Source organism: Paraclostridium sp. AKS73, assembly GCF_025671395.1.
Lineage (GTDB): Bacteria > Bacillota > Clostridia > Peptostreptococcales > Peptostreptococcaceae > Paraclostridium > Paraclostridium benzoelyticum.
In genome coordinates, this window is sequence record NZ_JAIXHU010000005.1 from 81,981 (window position 1) to 97,150 (window position 15,170).

The 15,170-nt window shown below is 26.5% G+C and carries 17 protein-coding genes and 1 pseudogene; 13 read left to right on the forward strand and 5 right to left on the reverse strand.

Translation table 11 applies throughout. The annotated features are described in order from the left end of the window. Positions 1-11: 11 nt before the first annotated feature. The 3 genes from LEQ07_RS04835 (at position 12) to LEQ07_RS04845 (ending at position 3,652) form a co-directional block, all read left to right on the forward strand. Positions 12-1,217, forward strand: coding sequence for an MFS transporter (locus tag LEQ07_RS04835; protein WP_263329723.1), 1,206 nt, complete (start codon positions 12-14; stop codon positions 1,215-1,217). 105 nt (positions 1,218-1,322) lie between these two features. After that, a complete protein-coding gene (locus LEQ07_RS04840) occupies positions 1,323-1,553 on the forward strand; it encodes an alpha/beta-type small acid-soluble spore protein (protein ID WP_263329724.1) in 231 nt (76 codons plus the stop codon). 200 nt (positions 1,554-1,753) lie between these two features. After that, positions 1,754-3,652: a sensor histidine kinase gene (locus LEQ07_RS04845; RefSeq protein WP_263329726.1), complete on the forward strand. Its 1,899-nt coding sequence runs from the start codon at positions 1,754-1,756 to the stop codon at positions 3,650-3,652. A 52-nt stretch (positions 3,653-3,704) separates the two neighbouring features. Here the strand turns inward: LEQ07_RS04845 and tnpA are convergent, their stop codons facing one another. From tnpA to LEQ07_RS20800, 5 genes and pseudogenes are all read right to left on the reverse strand, one after another. Next, positions 3,705-4,106, reverse strand: coding sequence for an IS200/IS605 family transposase (gene tnpA, locus LEQ07_RS04850; protein ID WP_263329727.1), 402 nt, complete (start codon positions 4,104-4,106; stop codon positions 3,705-3,707). Between the two features lie 443 nt (positions 4,107-4,549). Next, complete coding sequence (locus LEQ07_RS04855; protein ID WP_263329728.1) at positions 4,550-4,795, reverse strand: hypothetical protein; 246 nt, start codon at positions 4,793-4,795, stop codon at positions 4,550-4,552. Beyond that, entirely contained in the window at positions 4,792-5,181 is a 390-nt protein-coding gene (locus tag LEQ07_RS04860; RefSeq protein WP_263329729.1) for an aromatic acid exporter family protein, read from the reverse strand. Before LEQ07_RS04860 ends, LEQ07_RS04855 begins: the two co-directional genes overlap by 4 nt. A gap of 123 nt (positions 5,182-5,304) precedes the next feature. Next, positions 5,305-6,095, reverse strand: a pseudogene (locus LEQ07_RS22865) (MATE family efflux transporter). Beyond that, positions 6,062-6,655, reverse strand: coding sequence for an MATE family efflux transporter (locus LEQ07_RS20800; protein ID WP_332842929.1), 594 nt, complete (start codon positions 6,653-6,655; stop codon positions 6,062-6,064). Before LEQ07_RS20800 ends, LEQ07_RS22865 begins: the two are co-directional and overlap by 34 nt. 284 nt (positions 6,656-6,939) lie before the next feature. Between LEQ07_RS20800 and LEQ07_RS04870 the strand changes: the two genes are divergently transcribed. The 10 genes from LEQ07_RS04870 (at position 6,940) to panB (ending at position 15,103) form a co-directional block, all read left to right on the forward strand. Further along, the gene (locus tag LEQ07_RS04870; protein ID WP_263329730.1) at positions 6,940-7,392 is read left to right on the forward strand and encodes an accessory gene regulator B family protein; all 453 of its coding nucleotides are present in this window, start codon (positions 6,940-6,942) and stop codon (positions 7,390-7,392) included. Then, the gene (locus LEQ07_RS04875) at positions 7,380-7,523 is read left to right on the forward strand and encodes a hypothetical protein (protein WP_263329732.1); all 144 of its coding nucleotides are present in this window, start codon (positions 7,380-7,382) and stop codon (positions 7,521-7,523) included. Before LEQ07_RS04870 ends, LEQ07_RS04875 begins: the two co-directional genes overlap by 13 nt. Before the next feature lie 169 nt (positions 7,524-7,692). After that, positions 7,693-8,742 (forward strand): calcium/proton exchanger, encoded by a 1,050-nt coding sequence (gene cax, locus LEQ07_RS04880; RefSeq protein WP_263329733.1) that lies wholly within the window; start codon positions 7,693-7,695, stop codon positions 8,740-8,742. A gap of 112 nt (positions 8,743-8,854) precedes the next feature. After that, positions 8,855-9,520 (forward strand): response regulator transcription factor, encoded by a 666-nt coding sequence (locus LEQ07_RS04885; protein WP_046823912.1) that lies wholly within the window; start codon positions 8,855-8,857, stop codon positions 9,518-9,520. Continuing rightward, a complete protein-coding gene (locus LEQ07_RS04890) occupies positions 9,504-10,961 on the forward strand; it encodes a sensor histidine kinase (protein ID WP_052952087.1) in 1,458 nt (485 codons plus the stop codon). Before LEQ07_RS04885 ends, LEQ07_RS04890 begins: the two co-directional genes overlap by 17 nt. A 78-nt stretch (positions 10,962-11,039) precedes the next feature. After that, positions 11,040-11,453, forward strand: a complete 414-nt coding sequence (locus LEQ07_RS04895) for a hypothetical protein (RefSeq protein WP_046823913.1) — start codon at positions 11,040-11,042, stop codon at positions 11,451-11,453. 720 nt (positions 11,454-12,173) lie between these two features. Next, positions 12,174-13,103, forward strand: coding sequence for an SH3 domain-containing protein (locus LEQ07_RS04900; RefSeq protein ID WP_052952088.1), 930 nt, complete (start codon positions 12,174-12,176; stop codon positions 13,101-13,103). A gap of 359 nt (positions 13,104-13,462) precedes the next feature. Beyond that, a complete protein-coding gene (locus LEQ07_RS04905) occupies positions 13,463-13,891 on the forward strand; it encodes a hypothetical protein (RefSeq protein WP_263329737.1) in 429 nt (142 codons plus the stop codon). After that, on the forward strand, positions 13,882-14,301 hold the full coding sequence (locus tag LEQ07_RS04910) for a DUF2520 domain-containing protein (RefSeq protein WP_263329738.1): 420 nt from the start codon (positions 13,882-13,884) through the stop codon (positions 14,299-14,301). Before LEQ07_RS04905 ends, LEQ07_RS04910 begins: the two co-directional genes overlap by 10 nt. Then, entirely contained in the window at positions 14,276-15,103 is an 828-nt protein-coding gene (panB, locus tag LEQ07_RS04915) for a 3-methyl-2-oxobutanoate hydroxymethyltransferase (RefSeq protein WP_046823915.1), read from the forward strand. Before LEQ07_RS04910 ends, panB begins: the two co-directional genes overlap by 26 nt. Positions 15,104-15,170: the final 67 nt, after the last annotated feature.

The following is a 15,170-nucleotide window of genomic DNA, read 5'->3' on the forward strand; positions in this document are numbered from 1 at the left end:
AACTTTTTTTATTGTGGCAAGGTCAGTTAGTATCTTGTCTTGGAGATGCATTTTACTCTATCGCTTTAGGGTTTTGGGTTCTAGATAAAACAGGATCGTCATCTATAATGGGAATACTAATGGCAGCTATAAGTTTACCTAGGATTATAATTGGGCCTTTTGCAGGAGTTATAGTAGATAGATTTGATAGAAAAAAGATGATAATTTTAGGAGATCTAATAAGAGGGATTGGGATTTTATTTGTAGGTTATGCAGCATATAAAAACATATTAGAAGTTTGGATGGTTATTTTAATTGGAGTAATATGTGGTATATGTTCTGCATTTTTCAATCCGGCAATAAGTTCAGTTATTCCAGATTTAGTTTCTAATGATAACATAGTAAAAGCAAACTCAGCACAGCAAATGGCAGTGTCAACAACAAGTCTAGTAGGTAGCCTTTCAGGTGGGTTTATATATTCAATTCTGGGAGCTTCAGTAATGTTTATATTTAATGGAATAAGTTATATTATATCAACTGTAACTGAAATGTTTATAAGTATACCTAAAGTAGAGCAAAAAGAATCAAAATTGACATTTAGAGAAGATTTTAAAGAAGGACTAAACTTTACATTTGGATTCAGGGGTTTAGTTGTATTGCTTGCTGTATGTTTTGCGTTAAATTTTTTCTTTGCTATTTTTTCGATACTTTTAAGACCATGGTTTATGATGGAAGAATCTTTGGGAGTGGCAAGATATGGAGTTATATCTGCTTTCCAAAGTATAGGGATGATTGTAGCAAGTATATTACTTACAAATATAAATATAAAAGCTGAAAATAGAGCTAAAACAATGCTTATATCATTATTTTTAACAATTATATTTTTCTTTTTAGGAGTACTTATAAATAAATTTTATGTAATGTGCGTATGCTTCTCTTTTGGGTTATTTTTTAATACAATATCAAATACCGTTATGATGGCATCAATGATGGTTACTGTGCCACAAGATATGAGAGGTAAAGTGATGAGTATAGTGATGACTTGTTCTATAGCTATACAACCAATAGGAACATTAATAGGTGGATTTCTTGGAGATATTTTTTATCCAAGAAGTATTATGTTAGGGTGTTTTTTAATTTGTATAATAGGATGTATACCTTTATTTCTTAGCAGTAGTACCAAGAAAGTTTTAAACTATAATCCTGAGATTCAAAACTTAGAAGATATAAAGATGTGAGATATTAATAAATTTTAATGTGTAGTTGATTAACATAAAATGCATAATAATACTTTTAAAAACTGTAAAAATTATAGATAATTACAGTTTAAGGAGGTAATTTTTATGACAAATAAACCGTTAGTAAGTAATGCAAAAAAAGCTTTAAATCAAATGAAGTTAGAAATGGCTGGAGAATTAGGAATACAAAGTGAACATGTTAATGGAGCGAATAAGACATCGTATGAAGCTGGATTTATGGGTGGAAATTTAGGTGGAATGATGAGTAAAAAATTAGTTGAATTAGGAGAAAGAGAACTAATTAGAGAATATAATAATAAAAATATAACTAATTAGGCTGAAATTAATGCCCAATTTTCAAATTGTTTTTTTATGTTTAAATTTGGAAATTATAAGCGAGATAAGAGAAAACTTGATATAATATTACTTGATAGGGCAAATTCATATAAAAGATACTAAACAAGTAAGGGTTGGGGGAGAATGATACAAAAAACAAAATAAATATATTATGTATTTTAGTTGGATTAGCATGGTTTTTGCTTTTTAATATAACATATGCATCTGAAAAAGAAAAGCATGTTCTATTTATAAGTTCTTATAATCCTAATGTTGAAACGTTTTCAGACCAAATTGAAGGAATACAATCTGGAATAAGTGAAGATGTAAATCTTCAAATTGAATATATGGATTCAAGAACATTTTTAGGAGAAGAAAATAAAGAAAAATTTTATGAATTATTGAAACAAAAGCTAATAGGTAAAAAAGGATATGATGCTGTTATTTTAGGAGATGACCAAGCTTTTGGGTTTGGAATGGAACATAGAGATGAACTATTTAAAAACACTCCAATAATATTTTTAGGAGTAAGCTCTAATAATAGTATTGAATTAGCAAAAAAATCAAAATTAGTTTATGGTATAACAGAACCACAATCTATAAAAGGAAATATAGACTTAATAAGAAAACTTCATAAAAATAAAGACATAACAATTGTAACTGATGCATATTCAAATTCTCTAAATTTAGATTATAACCTAGATGTATTAAAAAAAGAATTTAAAGACACAAAATTTAATTTGATTTCTTTAAAAGATATTAGCTTTGAAGAACTTAAAAAGAAATTAAAAACTTTAGGAGATAATGATGTATTGTTTGTAATGTATGCATATAGAGACAAATTTGGAAATGTAAAGTCTATAAAAGGTTCGTACAAGCTAATTAGTGAAAGTACAAATGTACCTATATATTCAACTATGAATTATGGTATTGAATGTGGATTTGTTGGAGGGAAGGTAGTTAGTCATATTGAACAAGGAAAAGAAGCTGGTAAGATAGTTAAGGAAATACTAAATGGAGAAGAACCAAAAGAAAAAATTATTGATGGTAATAAGATAGATAATTATATATTTGATTATAATAAGTTGAAATTTTATAATATAAACATAAAAAAGCTACCAAGTGAGTCTCAGGTAGTTAATAGTCCAATTGATACTCTTTATAAATATAAAGACATGGTATATGGGTATTTATCATTAACAATAAGTTTGTTGATTGTTATAGCTTCATTAATATTATATACTATAAAAAAAATAAACTATCAGAAAGAGTTAATAAAAGCAAAAGAAACAGCAGAGAGTATGCATAAATCACAAAGTAATTTTATATCTAATATTAGTCATGAGTTAAGGACTCCCGTTGCTGTTATAATGTCTGCAAATCAAATATTAGATATTAATATACAAAAAGTTAATAACAGTTACTCGGAAAGTAATTTGAATAAAATAAATATAATAAAACAAAATTGTAATAGGCTTTTAAGACTTACTAATAATATTATTGATATAGCTAAAGTTGATTCTGGATTTATGAACTTAAAATTAAAAAATGTAGATATAATATTTTTACTAGAAAGTATAGTAACATCTGTTATACCATATGCTGATTGTAAGAGTATAGATATAATATTTGACACTAATTGTGAAGAATTAATTATGAGTGTAGATCCAGATAAAATAGAACGAATAGTATTGAATCTAATATCAAATGCTATTAAATTTTCAAAAGACAATACAAAAGTATATATAAATGTAAACGTAGATGAATATAAAGATATTCTTGAATTTTCAGTAAGAGACACTGGAATTGGAATGAAATCTAAAGACTTGGAAAGAATATTTGATAGGTTTACGCAAGTTGATGATATTATGGTCAGAAAAAACGAAGGAAGTGGAATAGGTCTATCACTTGTTAAGATATTTACAAATATGCATAAAGGTGATGTTATTGTAAATTCAAAACTGGGAGAAGGTAGTGAGTTTATAGTAATGTTACCTATACAAGTTATTGAAGCTGGCGAAGATGATGATTTTGAGATAAATTCTTATAGTTCAAGAAACTCAAAAACTGCAGTAGAATTTTCGGATATAAATTTCTAGATATATTAAAGAATGGCATGTATATAATTTAAATTATATCATGCCATTAATCTTAACCTCTTTTTTTCTGAAGTTCTAAGTACTCATTTAAAACATCATCATAAATTTCATCTTCTGTAGTTACAAAAGAAGCTCTAGTCCAAAGGCTTTCTAAATGATTAAGGTGATCAAACTCACTTCTCAAAACTTTGGAAGAACTTATCTTAAATTTGACAATAATATCATGTGGACTTATATCAGAAAGAGCATTAACTTGAAGTTTACAGTAATCATCTCCACAATATATAGATAAGATTTTTATATTTAAAAGTTCTGCTTCAGACTTTATTACATCATAAAATATTTTTTTCACCTCATCATTCTCAAAAATCTTTCTTCTATATCTAGGACAAAATATGTAGTTATACTTCAAATAACTTATTCTTTTTTTATCTATTCTATATTTTTCTCTCATATAAATATATTACATATTAAATTTAAAAACTTCAACACTCTGGAAAGTATTATTTGGATTAATACTATCAATAGATTCTTTTAATTCAATTAAAGATTTCCTATATTCTAAAATTCTTCCTAATAATAAAATACTTAGAGAGTTATGTAATTCAAATTTACTATGGTCTATATCTATAAGCTCAAAAACTTGAATGTGATTATTATTTAATATACTATCTAATAAATATTTATGTTGTATATTAAAATTAGATAAAAGTTCTTTTATATATAATTTTTCTTCAATAGATAAATTATTAAATTCATATATATTATTAGCAATTAAATTTAAAAAATTATAATAATTTTCACAAACAATTCCTAGGTAATCTAGAGTATTAATTTTAAATTTATAATGTTTTAAATGATTTTTAAGTGAATTAATTTTTGATTCTTTATCTAAAATTAATAAGTTGGTTTTATAGATTGATTATATAGATTTAAATTTTTAATATTTAAAACATCTAAAATTGTAATATTTAAAAGCATATAATCAGTAATTTTAAAGGCTTCTTTAGAAAAATTAAATATTAATTCTTCAACTTTAAAGCCTTGGTTAATAGGTAAAATTAACTCATTTATGGTAATTGCTATAAGTGATCCCAATAGAATCGATGAAAGCCTTACTAGTATTTGTGATGGATCACTCATAGTAAAAATAAAATTAGACTACCTGAAACTAAGCTCATTAAACTGAGTTTGGTTTTATGTAAGTTGAATTTATAAAAAATAAATACATCTGAAGAACAAACTAATGCAAGTGAATATATATTCCATCTGAAAATAATACCTATACAAAAGGTTAGTATAGCTCCTAATATATTTGCGAAAAACCTTTGTAAGCAATAAGTTCTAGCACCTGAAACAGTTGGAAGCATTGCAAATACAATTCCTACAGTTATTACAGTAGTTGATACTTTAAAATAATTAGTTAAATTACATAAATAAATACCTATTATAGCTGATAAAAGAATTTTTAGCGCTCTAGTTTCATCTTTTATTGATAATCTTTGTAATATAAATTTATTATGATTCATAATGAGTCCTCCGATTAAATTATATTACAATATAGTATCAGTTAGATGAATTAATTGCAACAAAAGTATCAGTTTAATATAAAAACTGATACTAAAAACAGTCTTAAAATAATTTTAAGACTGTTAAATATGAATAGATAAAACTTCAGACTCAGTTAATGTATTTATTTTTTTTATATAATCAAGTATTAAAGGGATACAAGCTGCAATCCAAGCCATAGGTCCTGCTAAGCAAACTCCAAAATATCCTAAGAATAAAGGGAGTGTAAATGCAACGATCGTCCTAGCTAATAACTCACAAACTCCAGCTAACATAGGAACAAAAGTGTAGCCCATTCCTTGAAGTGCATTTCTATATATGAATATTAAGCTAAGTGGTATAAAGAAAAATGCAACTGTAGTTAGATATTTCATAGAGTAAGCAACTACATCTGGATCAGAACCTGATACAAACAGCTTAACAAATTGATCACCAAATAAAAATAGTATAAGACCTCCCACAAGACCTATAGCAATATTTATAATAGTGCATTTTTTACACCTTCTTTTATTCTCTCTATGTTTCCAGCCCCTAGGTTTTGAGCACAATAAGTTGCCATAGTAACTCCAAATGTTATACTAGGTTGCATAACTAATTGCTCTACTTTAGACGCAGCAGTATGAGCTGCTACTACTGTTGACCCAAATGCATTAACAGCACCTTGGAGTACAATTGCGCCTATAGCAGTTATAGAAAATTGCATAGCCATTGGAATCCCAATGCTTAAATGTTTTTTTAAATAGAAACTGTCAAATTTAAAATGTTTTTTCTCAAGTTTTAATATAGGGAATTTTTTAGCCATATAAAATAAACATAAAATTCCGGAAACGCCTTGAGCAATTACTGTTGCATAAGCTGCACCAGCAACTCCCATAGATAAGTTATTATAAAAAATAAATCAAGAATGATATTTAAAATTGATGCTACTATTAAAAAATATAGAGGTGTTTTGCTATCACCAAGAGCACGGAGTATACTAGATATCATATTATAGAAAAAAGTAGCAAATACTCCTCCATAGATAACCACTATATAAGATTGAGCGTCCTCTATAATATCAATAGGTGTATTTATTAAGTGTAAAATTGATTTTGATGTAACAACACTTATAACTGTTATTAAAATTGACATAATAATAGATAGAACAATTGCACTGGCAACTGCTTTTTTTACTCCATCAATATCGTTAGCTCCAAACTTTTGAGACACTAAAACAGAAAAGCCTGAAGTAAGACCTAATACGAATCCTATTATTAGGAAATTCATGGATCCTGTTGATCCAACTGCAGCAAGAGCCTTAACCCCTAAAAATCTTCCTACTATTATAGTATCAACCATACTATAAAACTGTTGAAATATATTACCTATTAAAAGTGGTATAGAAAAGTATAAAATTAGTTTTACTGGATTACCAGCTGTCATATCTTTTGTCATAAAATCCCCCTTTGTAAAAAATATATGCTTGCATATGATATCATTATTTAAAAATTCCAACAATACATTATATTAGAATTATCAAAAAAGGATAGTAAATTATATAAATAGTTAAACCATCTTAAAGACTGTTTTCAAAACAGTCTTTTTTTTTATTCTAAAATGTCAGTTTTTGCATTAAAAAATGGTAAATATAAACATTTAATGACTAGTTTTTTAATTTGTATTGAATAAACAAATATAAGGTGGTAATTTAAAATAAAAAGGTAAAAAGGGAGGACTTAATGATTGAATCACTTACCGACAGACTTGTGTCATTTCTTGTGCTAAAAAATATAATAGACACAGAAAAATTTGAAAAATATAGAGATAAAATAAAATCTTTAATATTTTTTGGAATGAGCTTTGTAAGTGTAATTTTAGTTGGTACTATCTTCGGCAAAGTTACTCAAGGAATAATACTTTTAATATGTTATTTGATAATAAGAAGATTTGCCTGTGGATACAGGGCTAAAAATTACATTATACGATTGTTAATGTTTATGGGGATATACATATTTACTATATTTTCTAGTAGTTATGAGGATTTAACAACATATAAGTTTTTAATTGTTTTATTTACGGTATTAAGTTGGGGATGTATATATGCTTTAGCGCCTGTAGATAATATAAAAGATAAAATGGACTTTAAGGATATATTAAAAATAAAATTATATCTAGAACAATGGCCACGATAATTACTTTTTTAACAATTATACTATTAAAGATAGAAATTATAAATGAATATGCGGCATTTACTTGTAGTGCTTTATATTGGAGTGCATTTATGCTAGTTCTAGGAACTATAAAAAATTACATAAACAATTAGGTGAAAAAGCATTTATGGGGAGATTTACAAATGAGTAAATCCTTACCTATTAAATGTTTTTTTATTTGTTAGTAGTTATTTTTAGATAAAATAAGGTAGATAATATATTATACGAATAAAATAAGCTAGAAAAAATACTATAAAAATTACACGTATAAGAGGTGAACATATGAAAATATTAAAATACTTGCTTATATTTATACCGGTAAGTATAATTGCCGAATTTATGAAGTTGCCACCAACAGTAATGTTTTTATTAGCCGCACTATCAATTGTACCGCTAGCAGGACTTATGGGAGAAGCTACAGAAGAAATAGCTTTTTATACAGGATCTAAAATAGGGGGGTTTTTAAATGCTACATTTGGAAATGCAACAGAACTTATTATTTCATTCTTTGCTTTAAAAGCAGGCTTATTTGATGTAGTAAAAGCATCTATCGCAGGATCGGTAATAGGAAATATATTACTTGTACTAGGAGCTAGCATGTTGTTGGGCGGACTAAAGCATAAAAATCAGAAATTTAATAAAAAAGTTATAGAAGTATCATCAAGTATGCTTTTATTTGCAGTTATAGGACTTTGTGTACCTGCGATTTTTACTCATACAATTAATTCTAACTTACTAAATACAAAATATGAGGGATTAAGCATTATTGTAGCTGTAATAATGTTTATAATATACATATTAAGTTTAGTATTTTCGTTTTATACACATAAAGATATATATTCATCAGAGCATGAGGAAAATGGAGAGGCTAAGTGGACACTTAAAAAATCTATATTTGTTTTAGCTATAGCTACTATATTAATAGCTATCGAAAGCGAATTTTTAGTTAGTGGTGTAGACTCATTAACGGCAACATTAGGATTAAGTGAATTTTTTGTAGGGATAATAATAATACCTATAATAGGAAATGCAGCAGAACATTCGACTGCTGTCGTAATGGCGATGAAAAATAAGATGGATGTTGCTGTAGAAATTGCAGTTGGATCTAGTTTACAAATAATATTACTTGTTGCTCCTGTATTAATATTTTTAAGCTTACTTTTTACTCCTATGAGTATTGTATTTAATCCGTTTGAATTAGTAGCACTAATCGTTTCTGTTCTTATTGTAAACAGAGTTGCAAGTGATGGAGAGTCAAATTGGCTAGAAGGGGTACAATTATTATCTGTTTATTTCATTATTGGAGCAGGATTTTTTATATCAAACCTTTAAGTGTTAAAGAATTAGAAAAATTTAAATTATTTAAATAGAAAACAAGCTCTAGTGTTTAACCAGAGTTTGTTTTATGTTAACATAAAACAAAAAGTATTAAGGAGAATGGGAAATGGTTAATATATTAGTTGCTGATGATGATTTAAGAATACTAAGATTAATAAATGATTTCTTAAAATTAGAAGAATTTAATGTATATAAAGCTGAGAATGGAAAAGAAGCAATTGAGTTGTTTGAAAAAGAAAATATATCACTAGCTATATTAGATATAATGATGCCTATTGTAGATGGATGGGATGTATGTAAGCATATAAAGTCAAAATCAGATATTCCTGTACTTATATTAACAGCAAAAGATAGTGATATAGATGAACTATTTGGCTTTGATATAGGTGCAGATGAGTATATCTCTAAGCCATTTAATCCGAAGTTACTAATTGCTAGAGTAAAAAATTTATTAAAAAGAGTTAACTCATTGAAAGAAAAGCAAATCTTTAAATATGAAGATATAGTTCTTCAATTAAATAATAATGTAATAAGAATTAGAGAAAAAGAAATTGAACTTACACCAATAGAATATGAATTAATGTTTATATTTTTAAATAATATAGGCATATCTCTAAAAAAAGAGAAATTATTAGATCTAGTATGGGGTTATGACTATTATGGTGATCCAAGGACATTAGATACGCATATAACAAGATTAAGAAAAAAACTAGGTTCTCAATCAGAGTTAATTAAAAATATAAGAGGTTTTGGTTATGTTTTTGGGCGTTAGTATGAAATCCATAAAAAATAAATTATTAACAGGTATAATACTTATAAACTCAATGATGCTAGTTGGAATATTAATATTTACTATCACCTTTAAAGATATATATATAAAGTATACTAGTTTACAATTAGATAAATTCTCAAATGAAATAAAAGTAATATTGAATGAAAATTTAGATGAAAATACATCAAATAAGCTTTTAGAATTAACCGAAAGTAAGGGTTTAAATCTAGATATATATAATAAAGAAGGAAACTTAGTATTTAAGAATAGAATGAGTATGAATAATCACATGATGGGTAAGATGAAAAACAAATATGAAGTAGTAGATAAATACTATATAAATAGAAATTTAACTTCATATATAATACATGAAAACTCAGAAAATATTGAGTTTTTATCAATCATATCGAGTACAAATGATAACTTATATACTACAGTTATTAAAACACCTATAAGTTCAATTGAAAATAGCATAAAGATAGCTTCTACTTTTTTAATAATTATTTTTATTCCGATAATAATTATTTCTATTATAATGGCTATAATTTTTTCAATTAAGTTTACAAAACCTATAAGAAAACTAAATGAAGTAACTGATAAAATTTCAAATTTAGATTTTAATGAAAGCGTAGATATAAAAACTAATGATGAGATTGAGAAATTAGGACAAAGTATAAATAAATTGTCTGACAAGATAAATAGTAGCTTAAGTGATTTAAAATATAAAAATGATGAATTAGAAGTCCTTATTAAAAATAAAGAAAAACAAGAAAATCTTAGAAAAGAATTTGTATCGAGTGTGTCACATGAGCTAAAAACTCCTATAACTGTTATAAATGGATATGCTTTAGGTTTAAAAAGTAATGTAGCTAAAAGTTATGAGGATCGAGAATACTATATAGATGTAATATATGAAGAAAGTGAAAAAATGGGCGTATTAGTTAAAGACTTATTAGATTTATATAAGCTAGAGTCTAAGACGTTTAGTATAAAAAAAGAGAATTTAAATATAAAAGACTTAATAATAGAAACTATTAGAAATTTTGAAATAAAGATAAAAGAAAAACATATAAATGTAACCTTAAATATAAATGATATCTTTATATATGCAGATAAAATTAGAATTCAACAAGTTTTATATAATTTTATAGATAATGCTATACATCATATAGATGATAACCGTATTTTAAATATAACTACATATATATGTAAGGAGAATTTAAAAGTATCTATATATAATAGTGGAGAAAATATAGAAGATGAATATTTAGATGATATATGGGACTCTTTTATGAGAATTAACAAATCAAGAACATATAGTGACAATAGAGTGGGATTAGGATTATCTATTATAAGAGAAATAATAAAGCTTCATGACGGTAAATGTGGTGTTTTGAATAAAAAAGATGGTGTCGAATTTTGGTTTGAATTAAAATTGTAAAAAATTTTTGCTTGTAACTAAGTTGTAACAATCGATAGTCATAATGATATTAAAGATAATTTAATAGGAGGTAGTTTTATGAAGTTAAAAAAAATAATATTATCACTTAGTGTTATATCAGCTATTGGATTTGGATCTATGGGAGTTATAGCAAATGCAAATGAAAAATCATCTACAGATAATTCACTTAGTTACAGATCGCAAAATAGACAAGAATGCAGACTTACGGATGATCAACAAAAACTTATAGACAAAGGTTACAACGAACTTACAAAAGATGAAAAATTAATATTTGATAAGTACTATAAGCAACCAAAAAGTAATTTAAGTGATGAAGAATTAAACAAATACTTTGAAATTCATGATAAAGTATATAAGTATTTAGGAAATGATTTTTTAGAAAATATGAAGCAAAACAGATCTGAAAGATTAAACAATAGACATATGAGAAATGGTCAAGGACAAGGTAGAGGTATGTGTAATCAACAATAAAAATTAATATAAATAAAAAATAAGGTTAGTTTTACTAACCTTATTTTTTATTTATATGAGGAAATGATAAATATTTATCGTTATAGAATAAGTAGACAAATTGCATCTATGCAATAACTTAACATTAAATTAACATAGAAAAAATCTATAACAAATATACAATGGATATAAAACAATTAACAAACTACAATTTTAGTATTGTGTCGAAATTAAAAAATTAAGATTTATATTAATTTGAGTATAAATTTATAAACTTATAATATGATTTTTTAATTAGTAACAAAATAACTATTAAAAATGAGTGAATTTATGTGTAAAAGCTAAAAGTTACAAAGTGAATTTATAATATTTAAAATAGAAAATGTAATTAAGCTATAATTTATGCTACTTTTACAATGATTATTATATAAAACAAGCAAAAAATAGCAATAAATTATAATTGTTACAAAAAAAATTTAAAAAAATTTTAAGTGAATTCACATACCTATGAATCCTTGTAATTTCAATAGATAAACATTGTTGCCAATTGTAACTCTTTTGTAACCAAATTTGATTTTTTTTGGTTCTAGGTGTTTACAAAAATAAAAAAGTATATTAACATTAATAACAAGTTAAAAAAAGTTACGAAAAAGTAACAAATACACACAATATGAATTTAAAAAGACATTAAGGTCAATAATATATAATTTTTAATTTTATTTAATTGAATGGAGGAATTTTATGAGTATGAATAAAAGAGCAAAGAAATCAATAGTATTAACATTAGGATTAGTAGTTGGAGGAATGTATGCTTCAACTAACAGCATATACGCTGCAGAGAAAGAAATAGTTACACCAGAAAAATTAAATGTAAGAAAAGGACCATCTGTAGAAAATGATAAAATAGGATCATTAGACAGAGGAATGGTTGTTGAAATATTAGAAACTAGCAATGGATGGAATAAAGTTAAACTTTCAGACGGAAATGAAGGATGGGTAAGTGGAGATTACACTGAAAAAGAAAAAGGAACTGTAACAGCTACTGAACTAAACGTAAGAAAAGGACCATCTATAGAAAATGATAAAATAGGATCATTAGCAAATGGAACTATTGTAGAAGTATTAGAGCATGAAAATGATTGGTATAAAATTAAACTTGATGATAAAAAAGAGGGTTGGATATCTGGAGATTATGTTTTAACTGAATCTCAAGCTATGGAGCAAGCTAAAAATACTAAGGTAAAAGCTGCTACAACAAATACAGTAGAGCAAAAAAATGATTCAGCTGTTAAAGAAGAGAAGTCGGAAGAAGCAGTTTCAAACAATACACAAAATAACACTCAAAATAATACTTCAAATGAATCATCAAAAACTGAAGAAACAACTTCATCAAACAACAATAGTGGAAGATTAATGACTGTAAATGCAAGTGCATATTCAGGTCATACTATAACTGCTACAGGAACAACTCCTAAGTGGGGAACTATAGCTGTAGACCCTTCAGTTATACCGTATGGAACAAAGGTTTATATACCTAAGTTTGACATGGTATTTACTGCAGAGGACTGTGGAGGAGCTATAAAAGGAAATAAAATAGATATATTCATGAATAGTGAATCTGAGTGTACAACTTTCGGAAGACAAAACATAGAAATACAAATATTAGGATAATAAACAAGAGAAGTCTCGATGGAGGCTTCTTTTTTATATGCCTTAAAAGCTGTTTAAATCGATTTTAAGAGCTTTGTTGGCGCTTTGAGAGTAACTATGCTTAAGGGATGAAAGAAAACGTAAATTTGAATAGATATGAGGACGGAAAAAAGTGGGCTTTTTAAGTCCACTTTTTTATTGACATGGCACAAAAATGAAGTTACATTTATCATGGGTGGTATTTTAATTAAACTGCACCAATTGGATATTAAGAATTTTATTATAGGAAGCTCATATCTTTTTAGAATGAGACTGATTAGTAGTATCACACTCGTTAGGAGGTGGTAACTATAAACTTTGGAATTATTGGAGCGGGGAAGATGGGATTTTCCCTGGGAAAATATTTAAAAGAAAATAATATAAATTTAGTGGGGTATTATAGTAAAAGTGAGCATTCTTCTAAAGAAGCATCAACTTTCACAAATACCAAACAATATGTTAAATTAGAAAATTTAGTACAAGATAGTGATGTTATATTAATCACTACTCAAGACTCACAAATAAAAACTGTGTGGGATAATCTAATTAGCTTTCCTATTAATAATAAAATAATATGTCATTTAAGTGGAGCAAAATCCTCAGAAATCTTTTCGAATATAAACCAATATGGTGCATATGGTTATTCAATTCACCCAATATTAGCAATTTCAGATAAATATAATTCTTATAAAAATATTTCTAAAGCATTTATTACAATTGAAGGAGACAAAAAATACATAAATTATTTAAAAAATATATTTTGTCAATAGGTAACAAGGTTTTATTAATCAATAAAGAAAATAAATCCTTATATCATGAAGCCTGTGTAAGCGCTAGTAACTTAATAGTTCCTATAATTGATCAAAGTATAAAACATCTTGAAAAATGCGGATTTGAAAAAAATATAGCTATTGAAGCTTTATATCCGCTGATTGAATTTAATATAAAAAACATAAAGGAAAAAGGTGTTTTGAACAGTTTAACAGGGCCTATAGAAAGATGTGATTTAGAAACTATAAAAGATCACTATTACGCTTTAGATGATGAAGATAAAGAATTATATACTATTTTATCTAGACACTTATTAAAAATAACTAAAATTAAAAATTGTGAAAAAGATTATTCTAAAATTGAAAAATACTTGGGGGAACAATATGAAAAATACAGTTGTAACTTTTAAAGAAGCTAAAGAAAGAAATGAAAAACTAACTATGCTTACAGCTTATGATTATTCAACTGCAAAGTTAATTGACAGTTGTGGAATCAATGGAATATTAGTTGGAGACTCATTAGGAATGGTGTGTTTAGGTTATGAAGATACACTATCTGTAACTATGGAAGATATGATACACCATACAAAAGCAGTATCAAGAGGAGGTACAAATACTTTAATAGTTGCAGATATGCCTTTTATGTCTTATCAAACATCTACATATGATGCGGTGGTAAATGCAGGTAGACTTATAAAAGAAGGAAGAGCACATGCGGTAAAATTAGAAGGCGGAGTAGACATTTTTAACCAAATACAATCGATAGTTAACTCTTCTATACCGGTTATGGGGCATATTGGACTGACTCCACAATCTGTAAATGCTTTTGGTGGATTTAAGGTGCAAGGTAGGGATGAATTAGCAGCAAAAAAGCTTATTGAAGATGCACTAGCAGTAGAAGATGCAGGTGCATTTGCTGTTGTATTAGAAGGAGTGCCATCAAAGTTAGCATCACTTATAACTAAAAAGCTAAATATACCTACTATTGGAATTGGAGCAGGTGCTGGTTGTGATGGCCAAGTACTTGTATATCAAGATATGTTGGGGATGTTTAGTGATTTTACACCTAAATTTGTGAAAAAGTATGAAAATATAGGAGAAAAGATGAAAAATGCATTTTCAAATTATATAGATGAAGTAAAAACAGAAGTTTTTCCAAGTGAAGAACATAGTTTTAAGATAAATGAAGATATAATAGAAAAACTATATTAAAGGGGATTTGGGCATGAAGATTATAAATAACATAAAAGAAATAAGAAAACAAGTTAAGGATTGGAAA

Bases quoted from the DNA above. Each gene is read 5' to 3' on its own strand.
- LEQ07_RS04840 (WP_263329724.1), top strand. From the start codon at position 1,323: ATGACAAATAAACCGTTAGTAAGTAATGCAAAAAAAGCTTTAAATCAA.
- tnpA (WP_263329727.1), bottom strand. From the start codon at position 4,106: ATGAGAGAAAAATATAGAATAGATAAAAAAAGAATAAGTTATTTGAAG.
- LEQ07_RS04855 (WP_263329728.1), bottom strand. From the start codon at position 4,795: ATGAGTGATCCATCACAAATACTAGTAAGGCTTTCATCGATTCTATTG.
- LEQ07_RS04860 (WP_263329729.1), bottom strand. From the start codon at position 5,181: ATGAATCATAATAAATTTATATTACAAAGATTATCAATAAAAGATGAA.
- LEQ07_RS20800 (WP_332842929.1), bottom strand. From the start codon at position 6,655: ATGACAAAAGATATGACAGCTGGTAATCCAGTAAAACTAATTTTATAC.
- LEQ07_RS04870 (WP_263329730.1), top strand. From the start codon at position 6,940: ATGATTGAATCACTTACCGACAGACTTGTGTCATTTCTTGTGCTAAAA.
- LEQ07_RS04875 (WP_263329732.1), top strand. From the start codon at position 7,380: ATGGCCACGATAATTACTTTTTTAACAATTATACTATTAAAGATAGAA.
- cax (WP_263329733.1), top strand. From the start codon at position 7,693: ATGAAAATATTAAAATACTTGCTTATATTTATACCGGTAAGTATAATT.
- LEQ07_RS04885 (WP_046823912.1), top strand. From the start codon at position 8,855: ATGGTTAATATATTAGTTGCTGATGATGATTTAAGAATACTAAGATTA.
- LEQ07_RS04890 (WP_052952087.1), top strand. From the start codon at position 9,504: ATGTTTTTGGGCGTTAGTATGAAATCCATAAAAAATAAATTATTAACA.
- LEQ07_RS04895 (WP_046823913.1), top strand. From the start codon at position 11,040: ATGAAGTTAAAAAAAATAATATTATCACTTAGTGTTATATCAGCTATT.
- LEQ07_RS04900 (WP_052952088.1), top strand. From the start codon at position 12,174: ATGAGTATGAATAAAAGAGCAAAGAAATCAATAGTATTAACATTAGGA.
- LEQ07_RS04905 (WP_263329737.1), top strand. From the start codon at position 13,463: ATGGGATTTTCCCTGGGAAAATATTTAAAAGAAAATAATATAAATTTA.
- panB (WP_046823915.1), top strand. From the start codon at position 14,276: ATGAAAAATACAGTTGTAACTTTTAAAGAAGCTAAAGAAAGAAATGAA.